Origin of the sequence: Nocardia sp. NPDC019395 (assembly GCF_040632335.1) — a bacterium.
In the GTDB taxonomy this organism is placed as follows: domain Bacteria; phylum Actinomycetota; class Actinomycetes; order Mycobacteriales; family Mycobacteriaceae; genus Nocardia.
This window is the reverse complement of record NZ_JBEYBT010000028.1, coordinates 25,158-37,600: the sequence shown is the minus strand read 5'-3', so window position 1 is coordinate 37,600 and position 12,443 is coordinate 25,158. Positions and strand designations below refer to the sequence as shown.

At 66.3% G+C, this 12,443-nt stretch carries 16 protein-coding genes; 6 read left to right on the top strand and 10 right to left on the bottom strand.

Annotated features, from left to right (window positions below):
- Positions 1 to 116 precede the first annotated feature (116 nt).
- From ABZ827_RS30150 to ABZ827_RS30130, 5 genes are all read right to left on the bottom strand, one after another.
- Positions 117 to 1,154: a hypothetical protein gene (locus tag ABZ827_RS30150; RefSeq protein ID WP_357244076.1), complete on the bottom strand. Its 1,038-nt coding sequence runs from the start codon at positions 1,152 to 1,154 to the stop codon at positions 117 to 119.
- Between the two features lie 63 nt (positions 1,155 to 1,217).
- A complete protein-coding gene (locus ABZ827_RS30145; protein ID WP_357244073.1) occupies positions 1,218 to 1,589 on the bottom strand; it encodes a hypothetical protein in 372 nt (123 codons plus the stop codon).
- A 4-nt stretch (positions 1,590 to 1,593) separates the two neighbouring features.
- Complete coding sequence (locus ABZ827_RS30140) at positions 1,594 to 2,196, bottom strand: recombinase family protein (protein WP_357244070.1); 603 nt, start codon at positions 2,194 to 2,196, stop codon at positions 1,594 to 1,596.
- Complete coding sequence (locus tag ABZ827_RS30135; protein ID WP_357244067.1) at positions 2,196 to 2,600, bottom strand: hypothetical protein; 405 nt, start codon at positions 2,598 to 2,600, stop codon at positions 2,196 to 2,198. Before ABZ827_RS30135 ends, ABZ827_RS30140 begins: the two co-directional genes overlap by 1 nt.
- On the bottom strand, positions 2,597 to 2,737 hold the full coding sequence (locus ABZ827_RS30130; RefSeq protein WP_357244064.1) for a hypothetical protein: 141 nt from the start codon (positions 2,735 to 2,737) through the stop codon (positions 2,597 to 2,599). Before ABZ827_RS30130 ends, ABZ827_RS30135 begins: the two co-directional genes overlap by 4 nt.
- Before the next feature lie 247 nt (positions 2,738 to 2,984).
- On the opposite strand from ABZ827_RS30130, the gene ABZ827_RS30125 reads away from it, so the two are divergent.
- Positions 2,985 to 3,515: a hypothetical protein gene (locus tag ABZ827_RS30125; RefSeq protein ID WP_357244061.1), complete on the top strand. Its 531-nt coding sequence runs from the start codon at positions 2,985 to 2,987 to the stop codon at positions 3,513 to 3,515.
- A gap of 69 nt (positions 3,516 to 3,584) precedes the next feature.
- On the opposite strand, the gene ABZ827_RS30120 is transcribed toward ABZ827_RS30125, so the two are convergent.
- The 3 genes from ABZ827_RS30120 to ABZ827_RS30110 are packed head-to-tail and all read right to left on the bottom strand — an operon-like array spanning position 3,585 to position 4,749.
- Positions 3,585 to 4,112, bottom strand: a complete 528-nt coding sequence (locus tag ABZ827_RS30120) for a hypothetical protein (RefSeq protein ID WP_357244058.1) — start codon at positions 4,110 to 4,112, stop codon at positions 3,585 to 3,587.
- Between the two features lie 46 nt (positions 4,113 to 4,158).
- Positions 4,159 to 4,485, bottom strand: coding sequence for a hypothetical protein (locus ABZ827_RS30115; RefSeq protein ID WP_357244055.1), 327 nt, complete (start codon positions 4,483 to 4,485; stop codon positions 4,159 to 4,161).
- A gap of 60 nt (positions 4,486 to 4,545) precedes the next feature.
- Positions 4,546 to 4,749, bottom strand: coding sequence for a hypothetical protein (locus ABZ827_RS30110; protein WP_357244052.1), 204 nt, complete (start codon positions 4,747 to 4,749; stop codon positions 4,546 to 4,548).
- Positions 4,750 to 4,854: 105 nt separating this feature from the next.
- Here ABZ827_RS30110 and ABZ827_RS30105 point away from each other — a divergent pair, with 105 nt between their 5' ends.
- The 4 genes from ABZ827_RS30105 to ABZ827_RS30090 all read left to right on the top strand — a co-directional run bounded on the left by ABZ827_RS30105 (position 4,855) and on the right by ABZ827_RS30090 (position 9,388).
- Complete coding sequence (locus ABZ827_RS30105; RefSeq protein ID WP_357244049.1) at positions 4,855 to 5,721, top strand: phage Gp37/Gp68 family protein; 867 nt, start codon at positions 4,855 to 4,857, stop codon at positions 5,719 to 5,721.
- Positions 5,718 to 7,271: a DNA cytosine methyltransferase gene (locus ABZ827_RS30100; RefSeq protein ID WP_357244047.1), complete on the top strand. Its 1,554-nt coding sequence runs from the start codon at positions 5,718 to 5,720 to the stop codon at positions 7,269 to 7,271. The genes ABZ827_RS30105 and ABZ827_RS30100 overlap by 4 nt, the downstream gene beginning before the upstream one ends.
- A 482-nt stretch (positions 7,272 to 7,753) precedes the next feature.
- Entirely contained in the window at positions 7,754 to 8,008 is a 255-nt protein-coding gene (locus ABZ827_RS30095) for a hypothetical protein (RefSeq protein WP_357244044.1), read from the top strand.
- Positions 8,009 to 8,857: 849 nt separating this feature from the next.
- Positions 8,858 to 9,388: a hypothetical protein gene (locus ABZ827_RS30090; protein ID WP_357244041.1), complete on the top strand. Its 531-nt coding sequence runs from the start codon at positions 8,858 to 8,860 to the stop codon at positions 9,386 to 9,388.
- A gap of 87 nt (positions 9,389 to 9,475) precedes the next feature.
- Here ABZ827_RS30090 and ABZ827_RS30085 read toward each other — a convergent pair whose 3' ends face one another.
- Positions 9,476 to 10,168: a hypothetical protein gene (locus ABZ827_RS30085; protein ID WP_357244038.1), complete on the bottom strand. Its 693-nt coding sequence runs from the start codon at positions 10,166 to 10,168 to the stop codon at positions 9,476 to 9,478.
- Positions 10,169 to 10,282: 114 nt separating this feature from the next.
- Between ABZ827_RS30085 and ABZ827_RS30080 the strand changes: the two genes are divergently transcribed.
- On the top strand, positions 10,283 to 11,329 hold the full coding sequence (locus tag ABZ827_RS30080) for a 3'-5' exonuclease (protein ID WP_357244035.1): 1,047 nt from the start codon (positions 10,283 to 10,285) through the stop codon (positions 11,327 to 11,329).
- 5 nt (positions 11,330 to 11,334) lie between these two features.
- Here the strand turns inward: ABZ827_RS30080 and ABZ827_RS30075 are convergent, their stop codons facing one another.
- A complete protein-coding gene (locus ABZ827_RS30075; RefSeq protein WP_357244032.1) occupies positions 11,335 to 11,505 on the bottom strand; it encodes a hypothetical protein in 171 nt (56 codons plus the stop codon).
- Between the last annotated feature and the right edge of the window lie 938 nt (positions 11,506 to 12,443).

Below are 12,443 nucleotides of genomic sequence, written 5' to 3'. Positions count from 1 at the left end.
GGCCTGAATCGGCCTGCGTCCTGATCGCGAATTCGGGCACTGGTTCGCCCATGCGACCCTGGAACGCGAGAACCGGCCGGATTGCAGCCGGCCGGTTCTCTTTTATTGGGTGTTTGTCAGGCGGCGATCAGACTCCAGAAGGCTTCGTCCTCGTCGCGTAGCAGTTCGCGGGGGCGGCCACTGTCCACCAGGATGTTGTCGACCTGGTCCAGCAGTCCGACCTCAACGAGGGTCCTGACGTTCAGCGCCAGCGGTTCGACGGCGATCCTTCCGTCCGGGTCGACCCACAGGCACACCTCCAGATACGGGCGGCAGCCGTGGGTGGCCAGGAGTCGGTAGGCGTCGGCGATCGCGGAGGGTTTGGCGCCGAGGTTGTTCTCCAGCATCGCGTAGTTCCAGGTCATCTCCTCGGGGTGGGTTCTGATCAGGTGGGGCCAGTTGACCGTGTGCGTGGTGCGGGCCCACTCCGGCCACGGTCCTTCCGGGGGCTGCAATTCCACACCGGACAACGCCCAGGCGAGCGGGTCCGGCAGTTTCGCCAACAGCTCGTCGGGCAACAGGTAGACCGCGTCGTGGCCGCAGGCGTAACCGCCCTCGGCTCCCTCGATCGCGGCGATACGCAGGGCATCGGCAATGCTGGCCGCTTCCGGGGTGAACTCGGGCAGCAGTATCGTCCGGTCCTCGTCGGCCGCCAGCTCCTGGCCGGTACCGGAGATTTCGGGGGTGCGCTGGCACAGCGTGACCGGCTTGCCGGTGTTGATCGCGTGCCAGATCTCGCCGCGGGTCGAGTCGCCGTAGTAGCCGGTCGGGTCGGTGACCACCACAACGGCGGCGCTCTGGTCGATCTTGTCGCGGTGCAGCTGGTCGAGGGCGGCCTTGTCCGGTCCGCTCTGCTCGCCGGGCGGGACCACCCTGTAGGGCATGAGCACGATCGCGCCCTTGCGCGTCAGCTCCGCGGCGACGTCGATCATCAGCGGGAAATACCGCATCGATCCGCAGATGGTCACTGTCGGTCGGTCATCGCCGGTGATGGGCTCGGGTACCGCCATGGGTTCCCCGGGGCCTACCAAGGCGTTGAACCCTTCGGTTCGGAAGGTCCAGCTGGCCGCCAGGTCTCCCGAGGCGTCCGCGTAGCTTTCGTTCTGCCAGTTCATCTCTTTTCTTCCTTCTCGGTTCCCGGAGCTCGGTCGAGCGTTCGGGGGCTTCTGGGGGCGGGGCTACAGCAGCGCGTACTGCTCGTGCTCCTGGTCGAGGTAGGCCCACTCGATCCGGGTCACGGTGCTTTCCGGTGTGCAGCCCTTGTGGCTGCCACAGAAGAACTCGACGAACTCGGCCGGGCTCATCTCCGGGAAGCCCTCGGCCAAGACCTCATCCGGTGTGATCTCGTCGAGCCGTTCTCGGCGCACCGCGAGCACCCGCACGTCGACGATCCGAACCAGCGGTTCACCGCGGCGCCGGCCCATCACCTTGCGGCACAGGGTCAGCCGGTCCCCCGGTTGCAGGACGTGCCAGCCCATGCGCCGGGTGACGGTTTTGCTGCGGGCGCGTACCTGGGGTTCGGTCAGCGCTACCGACATGAGCCTTGCCATGGGCTCACTCCTTCGTTTCGTTCTCGATCTGGTTTTGCTCTGCTTCCTCGGCGAGGTAGCGGTAGAGGGTGGCGCGCGAGACTCCGAACACCTCGGCGACCTGGCCGACTGGCTGGTCCTCGCGCAGTGCGGCGCGGGCCATGGCGAGCTGGGCCGCGTTGAGCTTGCGCGGCCGGCCGGGCTGTTTACCCTGCGCGCTGGCGACCTCACGGGCGTGAGCGGCCCTCTCCCTCATGAAGACCCGCTCCATGTGAGCGAACAGGGCGAGCAGCGCGACGCTGATCTCGGCCATGCCTGAGGTGTCGGTGGTATCGATTGGCAGCGGGTCGCGCAGGGTCTTGACCCCGATACCGCGCTCGCTCAAGTCGTGGATGACGTTGAGGCATTCGCGTAGGTTGCGCCCGAGCCGGTCGAGGTTGGTTGCCACGATGGTGTCGCCTTCGCGGGCGTACTTCAGCATCTTCTTGAACGCTGGCCGGTCGACGGTGGCGCCGGTCTTCTTGTCGGCGTAGATCCGCTCGTCCGAGATCCCGTGCTCGCCGAGCGCGACCAGCTGTCGTTCGAGGTCCTGGTGGGTGGTTGAGACGCGGGCGTAGCCGAGATCCACTACCGCACCACCCGCAGCGTTGGTCGGGGCAGCTCGATGTCGAGCAGGTCGGCCGCGGCGCGGTCCAGGTGTACTTGATTCTGGGCTGCACCTTCCCGGCAAGACTTGGGCAGTCCGCGGCACACCAGGAACTGCTTACGCGAAGCGGGTTCGGTCAGGATCTCGACGTGGTGCGTGAGCATCTCGAACCAGTCCAGGCCGCTGTAGTCGCGTCTGCACAGCTGACACAGGGGATCGTTGTGGCCGTGCGTGTTCAACAACGCCGACAGGGCGCGGGCCTCACTGACGCGGGGTGTGGTGCGCCAGCCGCATGTACAGCAGGCGCGGACCTTCTCTCCGGAAGAGGTGAACCCGGAGGGCAGGTGGACGATGCGGAGCGGGGAGTCGCGCGGTGTCCCGCTCACCGGCGCAGCCCATCCACGATCCGCGCCACTTCCGGGAGACCGGCATCGCGGAGGCGGTCTGCCAGTTCCTCATCGGTGAGTACGTCATCGGTCAGCGCGCTCTCGATTTCGGCCAGCTTCGCGGTATTAATCGCCATGGTGGTTCTCCCAACTCGATCAGTAGTCTCATAATTTTACACCGTTACGAAGTTTTGCGACGACAATTCGAGACAAGATTTCGAGACTCCTTGACGTGGGATTACATTCCGGGCCCGAGGATCTCGGCGGGGTGTCTTGAAACCTTGGTTATGAGACGACATCTCGATGCCGTAGCCCCTCGCGGCGCTGTCGGACGCACGTGGAAGATTGAACCCGTCGAAACTGAGCGTTTAGGAGGGTGTAGAGGTGGGTAACAGCGGCTTCAAAATCAATAAGCAGGGCATTCGCAACATGGCACGCGAGATCGAACGGGAGTTCGCGAAAAACCCGATCCGCGTGCCCGTCGAAACCGAGTACGACGGTGTCTATCCTGCCGTCGGATCGGTGACCAACTATCACGGGCCGGTCGTCACGGTCACCGGCGATAACGCACAGATCGCCTGGGACAACGACACCGTGAACCAGGGCCAGAGCCGCAGCGAACAGATCGCCCCCGGCTACGAGCAGCTGGCGGCAACTCTCGCCCAACTGCTGGCTGGCCTGCCCTCGCTTCCTCTCGACGGCGACGACGAAGCCGAGGTGCGCACGAATGTCGACACCGTGCTCGCCGAAGTGGTCGAAGAGGAGCCGAACCAAGGCCGCATCAAGCGCGGTCTGACAATGATTAAGGGGTTGCTCTCACCCATCGCCACTAGCGCCGTCGAGGCGGCGAGCGAGGAAAGCGCCGAGATCGCCCGCACCGTCATCCAGGACCTGGGCTCCTCCCTCCCGTTCTGAGCATTGGCAACGAACGCTCTGGCCGCCGGTAGGCACCAAAGACGCGACCCTCACCGGCGGTCAGATCCCTTACTCGTCCCGCTCCGAAGTCCGGGGAATGACGAAGTCGAAGAACACCTTCCGGCCGCTTCCCCGAAGCGCGCCCCTGCTGATACCGAGCTTCAGCAGCATCTTGAGGCACGGAAGGTTCGTCACATCCACTGCACCTCCCAGAGTCGCCAGGTCGGCGAGTTCCGGTTGCGCAAGCAGGGCCTTCATCGTGGCTGGACCGAGCCCGCCTCCACATCGCAATGGGTCAATGGCGATGTTCACACCACCTGAGAGAGGCGGCACCACCGCATACGAGGCGTCCCGATCGCCGGTGACCTGAACTGCGATGAAGCCGAACGGCTCGCCGGTAGGTGAGGGTCGCGCCATCCAGCGCAGCGTCGGGCGCGCGATGTAACCGTCCGTCATCCTGGACCCCACCTCGGACTCCCTCAGAAGCCTTCCCAGGTCGCCGAGGTACCCCGCCACTGCCGCGTTCTTCCACCACAGCTCTAGTGCAGATCTGTCTTCAGGTGCGTATTCGGTCAACACGACCGCGGGCGGCTGCATCTCGCTATCTTCCCGACGCCGGCGCACCGGCGCCAGACCGGCCACGTCACCTGTCCCGCCCGCGTCCCTGATCGCGCCGGCGTTCTTGATCGAGCCGCACCTGCCGGAGCCTCCTATCGCGCCGCTGCTGGTCATCGACTGCGCGGGCGTCATCGATCCGGGCGTGGTGCTGCGCGGCGGTCAGCTTGGTCATCGTCTCGTTACGGAGCTTGATCAGCTTCAATCTGTGATCGGGGTCGATATCGGCGTGCTCGAAGTCGTGGTTGACGCGGCGGATCTGCCGCTCAACGGTCTCCAGCTCACGGATGCCGAGTGCGGGCTCATCCCGCAGCATCTCCAGGTACCACCGATAGCGCTGCTCGAAGATTTCCACCGCGACACCCTCCCCCGTACCCGATTCGGCTCAATATTCCGAGGGTACGTCTCCTAGCCCTCACACCTGAGCGTCTTTGGGGCCCTTGCCGTCCCGGATCCTGGTGATGTACTCGCGGGAGAAATCGGCGTCGCGGGAGACGGCGCTGACGCCGATGCCGGCGTCGAGTCCTGCGCGGATGGCGGCGAACAGTTCGACGCGGGCCTGGTCGTAGGCCTCGCGGGCGGCGCGGATGGCGGCGCGGTGCTCGTTCTGCTGCGTCATACCCGACAGCATTGCACACATTGTTGCCAATATAGTTGACACTCAGTCGTCCATGCTTCAAAGTGTGAACATAGTTGTCTACTTTGTTCACACTTTGGGGGTGTGATGACCGCAATCGAATGGACCGAGGTCACCTGGAACCCGGTGACCGGCTGTGACCGGATATCAGCAGGCTGCGACTCGTGCTACGCGCTAACGATGGCCAAGAGGCTCAAGGGAATGGGCGCGGAGAAGTACCAGCGTGATGGTGATCCGCGCACGTCGGGACCGGGGTTCGGGGTGACGGTGCACCCGTCGTCGCTGGATATTCCGCGGCGTTGGCGCCGCCCGAAGCTGGTGTTCGTCAACAGCATGTCCGATCTGTTCCACGCCCAGGTGCCGACCGATTTCGTGCACCAGGTGTTCGAGGTGATGGCCGCGACGCCGCAGCACACCTACCAGGTCCTCACCAAACGGCCGCTGCGGGCGCGGCGGATGGTCGAGCAGGGCCTGATGTTCCCTCCGAACGTCTGGTTCGGGGTCTCGGTGGAGAACCAGGACACCGCCGATCAGCGGATTCCGCAGTTGCACCGGATCCCCGCGGCGGTGCGGTTCCTGTCGTGTGAGCCGTTGATCGGGCCAGTCGACCTGTACGAGCACCTGTTCCCGCACCGGTGCCCGGATGGCTGCCGCTGCCGCTGGCCCGACGATGGCGACGCCTACGAGTGCGCCTGTGGCGGGGCCTGCGCGGAATGGGAGCCGGTGCCGTCGCTGAACTGGGTGATCGTCGGTGGCGAGTCCGGGCCGAGCGCGCGGCCGATGCACCCGAATTGGGCGCTGGACCTGCGCGACCAGTGCGTGAAAGCCGGGACGGGATTCTTTTTCAAGCAGTGGGGCGGGCGCACACCCAAGCAGAACGGCCGCTTGCTCGAGGGCCGGACCTGGGACCAAATGCCGACCCGCCGCGTCGTCGCGGTGGAGGCGCAGGCATGAGCGCGCCGGCGAAGATCCGCACCGCCACACACCGGCCCGCAGTGCGTCGGCGGCGGTTTCGCCACGACGATCCGGTGGCCGTGGACCTGTTCTCGGGGTTCGGTGGGCTCACTCTCGGTATCGAGATGGCCGGGTTCGAGACGATCATGGCGGCCAATCACAACGAGTACAAGATCGGCGTGCATGAGGCCAATCACCCCACGGTCGAGCACTGGATCGCCGATCTGGTGAATCCCGAGGCTGCCGATTACCACTCGGCGGAGGACCTGCCCGCCGCCGACCTTTTGGTCGCCGGAATCTCGTGTGTCAATCATTCGCAGGCGAACACGCAGAAGGCTTACGAGGAGGGTTGGACCCTGTTCGGGGTTCAGGATCCCGAGTTCGAGAAGCGGGTCACCCGCTCCGAGCGCGACCGCGCGACCGCGAACTGCGTGCTGGCCTACGTCCGGAAACACCATCCGAGCCTGGTGTTGGTGGAATGCACCACCGAGCTGACCTCCTGGGGACCGGCGCTACCGAATCGGAAAAGCGTCGGTGACGGTTCCACCTACCGGTATTGGCTGAGCCGCTTCGATATCGAGGGCTACGACCACAAGGTCCTCTACCTCAACAGCCAGTTCTTCGGGGTGCCGCAGTCCCGCGACCGCTACTACCTGGCCCTGTGGGACCGGCGGCTACCTGCTCCGGATCTGGAGCATCGGCCGCTGTCTCGCTGCGTCGCGTGTGATGACGATGTGGAAGCGGTGTGGTCATGGAAAACCGGCATTCCGCCGAACGGGACGGTCCGCTACGGCACCCAATACAACTACCGGTGCCCTCGCTGCCACCGCGAGGTCGTCCCGCCGATGACCCCTTCGCTGCACGCCCTGGATCTCACCAACCCCGGTACGCGGATCGGGGATCGGCCACTGAAGAAATACGTCGTCGACGGCCGTGAGGTGTGGAGTCCGCTCGCGCCGGCGACGATGGCGCGGATCGAACGGTGCCGACAGAGGTTTGGCGAATTCCCGGCGTTCCTCATGCCCGCGAAGAGTTCTCGCGGGTCCGAGCGGCACCTCTGGCAGCCGCTGACCACGCAGACCAGCCAGCAGGAGACCGCGTTGCTGTCGACCGGTTCGGCGCTGTGGGCGGCGGTCAACAACTTCCAGGGCGCCGCGCGCGGCCTGGACACACCGTTGCCGACCGTGGTCGCCTCCGAAACGCTCGGCCTGATGACCGGGATCATCCCGTTCCGGAAGAACACCCTGCCCACCCTCGGTACCGAACCGATGCCCACGGTCACCTCCGAGCAGATCCCGGGACTGCTCACCGGCACCACCTTGGCCGAGATGGCGGTCGAGGACTTCTACCTCCGGATGCTCGGTGCTCCCGAGGTGGGGGCGGGCTGCGGGTTCGACACGACCCTGCCCGACCGGGAAGGCACCTTCAAAGTGTGGGGCGCGGCCCGCGACCAGGTCGACGGCTTCGGCAACGCCGTGAGCCCAGCAGTCGGGGCCTGGCTCGGAGCCCAGCTTCGCGAGGTCCTGCACACCACGGAGGCGATCGCCTGACCTCACCCGATATCCAGTGCGCCCCGGCGGCCGGTATCCGCCGGGGCGCACTGCTGTGCAGGCAGGGCGGGTGACTGGCAGGTTTTCGCCATGCCTGCGTCGGTCGAGGACTTTACGTGGGGTTTTACGTGGCGAAATACGTGGCGATATACGTGGGGAAATCAAAACACCCCATGCCCGACTGGGCAGAAATGCCCTGTATCCTGTGCGGATACAGAGCGGGGGTTACCCAGGAATACATGTCTCTTGTACATAGAGACATGCTCCGGACGCTGACCACACCGATGTGCGCGAGCGGTCCTCGACGACGGAATCGGGTTGGTCTCCAATCCTCGGTATCGAAACCAGGGGTGCGACGGGTAGTCGAGCGGAGAAGAATCGGAACAGTGGCTGGCCGGGCCCGGTCCCGCCGCTGTGCGGGTTGCCGGAATCTTCTACCTCGCGGCGCCGATCCACGTCGCCGCTACTGCTCCGCTGCCTGCGTGGCCCGCGCCTACCGCCGCCGTGTCCGGATGGTCGACCGCTACGACCGAGGCCGGCGGATCGTCCACGCCTTCGCCGACCTCACCCGCGCGGAGAAAGCCGGAATCGCCAGTGGTGCTCTGATCGTCCCCGGGATCCAATGTCCTGTCTGCCGTCGAGTCGTGTGGCAGGGGGTCCGACGCCGGGCCGACGCCGTCTACTGCTCGGCGGCCTGCAAGAGCAAGGCAGCGCGTCAGCGACGACGGCAACCATGACGGACAGCGGCGTCGAAACCGCTCCATTCCGGAGCCGCGGTGCCACTACCCGTCATGGTTGCCCACGTCAGCGCATCCCCACCGCAACGGTGAGTAGCAAGACGACCCCATGCGAAGCTCCTGCTACTGCGGGACGAAGGCTGGCCGGCCGGTACCGAGACAAGGCGCCCGTGTCCGTTCGGATTGCGCCTGGCGGGTTTTCGCCACCCCTGGTCCGATGAGATTTTTTCCGTGCCCTATTCGGTGCCACCCTCGGTGCCCTATTCCGTGATGTGATCAAAACACATCACCCTTACTGGCCGGAAACACCCGGTGAACTGCGGCGGAGGTGGAGGGGGTCACCCAGGATTGTATGTCTATATACATAGAGACATACATCCGCACGCCGGGACGATCTCCGTCTGTAGGTCTGCTGCCCGCCGGTGGTGACCGAGGTGAACCCGTCCGAACCGGTTCGGTGTGTCGGATCATCGCGTCATACTTCGGCTATGGGGATCGAGTCGCCACGGGGGCATGCGCGCGGGGGACGTCTGGGCGGCACGAACGTGAAGGGGTACACCCGCTTCACGGATCGGCCGGCGCCGCGGCGGGGTGGTGGCCGGTCTCCGTACTATCCGGGATCGCGCAGCGCCTCGGTCATGCCGACCCTGTGGGCCCTCGGGGCGCTGCTGGTCGGCGGGATTCTCGTGCTGGTCGTTCTGACTCTCACTCACATGGACTCACCTGCCGAGCGCACCGAGGGGCCGGTCGCGCCTTCGGCGGTCGTGCCCGCGAAACCCGCTGCGCCGCCGGAACCTGCTGCTCCGCCACCGGCGTGCTTCCCCCTGGCACCGTGCTGAGGAGATGACCATGGCGGGCGAGGAAACGGCACAGGACCCCACCGAGGGTGAGGACCGGTTCGCGCAGTATCTGTGGCCGAGGCCGCGGTATCCGTTTCTGCGGAAGATGGATCCGCGCCGGAACTGGCGGCGGTGGCAGGTGCGACGGGCGGTGCGCTACGAGCCCTACGGCCCGACGATCACCGAAGGAGCTGCGACCGACTACCGTTCGATCACACTCTGGCACCGGGATCAGCAGGAATGGCCGGTGGGGAAGGTCAACTACCTGGTCTGCCACGAGTGCCGGATCGGCTACATCGCCAATATCGACGTGCAGAAGAACCTGTGGGGCAACGGCATCGCCACCGACATACTGTCCCGGCTTCGCCGCCAGCTGCCGGGCTACACATGGCAGACCAGCCGCCACTTCCCCTCCGCGAAATCGTTCTGGCTGCTGATCGCCGACCGCGCCGGGCAGGGCTACACCGACTCTGCCGCCGGGTATGGATGCAGCCACATGGCCCGGTTTTGGTCCCGGGGAACCACACACCGTGGTACTTGATTTCCTAGCGGAAAGCGCCACTGCACCAGGCCGTTCCTATGCGGCGTTACCAGAAGTATCCACATGGATACTTTAAATTTGCGCTGTTCAGAGGCGGTCGGCGATGCCCATGTCCTTGCGGGCCTTGTGGAACTGCTGGTGGCTCTCGCTGGCGTAGCCGACCGCCACAGCGACCACCGAGGCCGGGGAACGTCGTGCCCACCGGTCGATCGCGCGGCGGGCGACGACGCCGGCGGGTAGCCGGTAGACGCGGAACGGGACACCGCGTTCGGCGACTGCCGAGATCATCGCCATGACCTGGGCAGTACGGGGCCCGTCGGGGAGTTCGGCCAGCACCTGCTCGCGGGCTTCGTCCAGCAGTTCGGCGTGATGTTCCTGCGCACCGGTGAGTAGGGCGTCGAGCTGGTCGGCGTACTCGCCGGGCAGGTAGAACGAGGCCGCCGACACCGCAGGAGCCTCCCGGCCGCGTGCGCCGGCCAACGTGCGGCGGAGCTGGTCGGCATAGCGGATCAACTGCAGCGGACCGGGCTCGGCCCGGTCGAGCAGGTCTATCACCGCTGCCGCAAGGCAATCCGAACTCGACGCCCGCGGCAGTTGGTCACGGGTCCCCCATCGAGGGTCTCGCACCCGCAGTTGGTGGCGCCAGGCGCTGACCACCCTCGCCTGCGCGGCGGTGAGCTTGCCGGTCGAGTACTGCCGCGCCGGTCCGGGCTCCTCCTCAGTGGTCTCCGGGGCGGGTTCGGCGGCCTCGCAAACGGGCGGATCATTTGAAGTATCCACGTGGATACTTTAGCTAATCTGAGCTGGTGAGAGCAACTTTTCATGTCACATATTTGTGGTTTACTGTCGGTGTTTCCGCGCTGGGATCACCCCATCAGTGAAGGGATTTGCGAGATGGCCGCACCGACAATGCAGGACACGGTCAGGACCACGTCTACGGCCGCCGCCGCTTCGATCATGTGGTACCGGCAGGGGCGGCCGGTGTACCGGCGCGGGCTCGCTCCCGAGGGGCTGTGTACCGCCTCGCAGTTGCGGGCGCAACGGCTTTCACCGGCCGGGCTGACCCCGGTGGCCTGGTTGTATTTCGCCTACACCGGCCATCAGACCTGCCCGCTCTACGCCGTCGAGCAGGCCCGCCCGATCCGGGCCCTCACCGACCGTCAGCGCGCGGCCCTGGCCGCGGGGCGGGCCCTGGCAGGTACGGCCCCGTGCCGGGTATGCGCCGCGGTCCGAGTCTCGGTGTCCAAATATCGGGAGACGATCTGCGAATCGTGTGAGCAGGCGCGGGAGATCGCCGAATACGAGGAATTCCTGGCCCAACTCGCCGCTGACCGGGCTGCTGCTGCGGTGTGGGCGGCCGACGTGCTCGCCGACCCGGCCACAGTTGTTCTCGACACCGAGACCACTGGGCTCGACGGCGCCTACATCGTCGAAATCGCCGTTACCGACGCTGCCGGGAATACGCTGCTCGACACCCGGGTCAATCCACAGATCCCGATCCCCGAGGACGCGCGAGCCGTTCACGGGATCGGCGACGACACGGTCGCTTCGGCGCCGACGTTCAGCGACATCCTCACCGACCTCACCCGGGTATTGGCGGGCCAGCGCGTCATCATCTACAACGCGGTCTTCGATATCTCGGTCCTGCGCAACGACCTCGACCGCCACTACCGCATGGCCGAACCGACCCTCGACCTGGCGCCGAACCTGGACCTGTTCACCATGCACCCGGCGGCCCGGTCGTGGCTGAAAACGGTGCGCGCCGAATGCGCGATGCAGTGGTATTCCCGCTGGTTCGGCGATTGGAGCGACTACTGGGGTGATTACACCTGGCAGCCGCTCGGAGGAGGCCACAGCGCCCTCTCCGACTGCCGCGCAGTCCTGGACCGTCTCCGCGCGATGGCCTGCTCGGCTTCCGATCCCGCGCCAATCCAGGAGTGAGCAGGTCAGTTGCAGTCGCTCTGGAACGGGAAGCACCCGGCAGGCCCGGCCACGGGACCGGCATTGCCCGGCGAGACGGCTGCCGGTGCCGGCGGCGGTACCGGGGTCGTATCGGGGGTGCTGCCCGAGGAGGAATCGGTATTGCCGCCGACCAGGATGAGCCCTGCCGCTGCCATTCCGCAGAGAGCGAGAAGCCCCACAGGCCCGGCGCTGCCGGGTGATCGCCGTGAATGCGCCCGTACGGGACGCCCGTTTCTTGTGTGTGCGCGTACTCGATGAACTGTCATAGCCACGCAGCATGACACCGGCCACCGACAAGAATCGTTTCCGATCTTGTTGGGCTGCAACCTATTCGAGGGGGCGGCGTTCGGTCCGGGACACAGTTCAGCCCCTGGCGGTTACCGGTCGCCAGGGGCTGAGCTCTATTCCGGGGGTGGTTTATCTACCGAGGTCGCTGTGCAGTTGACGGCGGCCTGCGGCTCGGGTCGGGGCGGGTGTGCTGGGTTGGGCCCCGCGGTCGGCCCGGGTCGCGCAGTTGCGGTTTTGGCGCGGTGCGCGGCCCGCGTCGGCGGCCTGGCGCTGAGCGATCGCGTCGTCTCGGGCGCTGACCACTTGTTCGGTGCGGGTCTTCCACCGCTGTTCCCGTTCGGTGGTTGCGCGGCCGAACTTGCCGGCGGTGCGTGCGTTGCGGTCCACGACTTCGCGGACCTGCTGCTTGGTGCCGGGGTCGATACCCGCGCGGGCCAGCGCCTCACCGAGGCCGCGGACCTTCTCGCTGTACCGGCGCCGCTGGGTGTCCAGGGTCTCCAGTCCCGGGCCGGTGGCGACGCTGGAAATCGCGGCACCGACACCGGCGACCGCCGTGGACAGCGTCTCCTGCTGCCGCTGGTCGAACTCCCGGCCGGTGCCGGCCACGAGTGCGTCGATGCTGCGGCAGGTGTCGCGGCCGATGTGGGATCCGGCCTCGAATTGGCGCTCCTCGTCGATCTGGGCGCGGGTGCGGTCATCGGCCCACATCAGGACGGGCAGGTCCTTCTCGCCGCGGATCCGGCCGGTGTCTATATCGGCGAGTGTCGCATCCAGCTGGGCACGTTCCATCGACGCCAGCCCGTTG

Coding starts and splice junctions, on each gene's coding strand:
- ABZ827_RS30105 (WP_357244049.1), top strand. CDS start 4,855: ATGACCGCAATCGAATGGACCGAGGTCACCTGGAACCCGGTGACCGGC.
- ABZ827_RS30100 (WP_357244047.1), top strand. CDS start 5,718: ATGAGCGCGCCGGCGAAGATCCGCACCGCCACACACCGGCCCGCAGTG.
- ABZ827_RS30110 (WP_357244052.1), bottom strand. CDS start 4,749: ATGACGCAGCAGAACGAGCACCGCGCCGCCATCCGCGCCGCCCGCGAG.
- ABZ827_RS30080 (WP_357244035.1), top strand. CDS start 10,283: ATGGCCGCACCGACAATGCAGGACACGGTCAGGACCACGTCTACGGCC.
- ABZ827_RS30150 (WP_357244076.1), bottom strand. CDS start 1,154: ATGAACTGGCAGAACGAAAGCTACGCGGACGCCTCGGGAGACCTGGCG.
- ABZ827_RS30075 (WP_357244032.1), bottom strand. CDS start 11,505: ATGGCAGCGGCAGGGCTCATCCTGGTCGGCGGCAATACCGATTCCTCC.
- ABZ827_RS30090 (WP_357244041.1), top strand. CDS start 8,858: ATGGCGGGCGAGGAAACGGCACAGGACCCCACCGAGGGTGAGGACCGG.
- ABZ827_RS30130 (WP_357244064.1), bottom strand. CDS start 2,737: ATGGCGATTAATACCGCGAAGCTGGCCGAAATCGAGAGCGCGCTGACC.
- ABZ827_RS30145 (WP_357244073.1), bottom strand. CDS start 1,589: ATGGCAAGGCTCATGTCGGTAGCGCTGACCGAACCCCAGGTACGCGCC.
- ABZ827_RS30120 (WP_357244058.1), bottom strand. CDS start 4,112: ATGCAGCCGCCCGCGGTCGTGTTGACCGAATACGCACCTGAAGACAGA.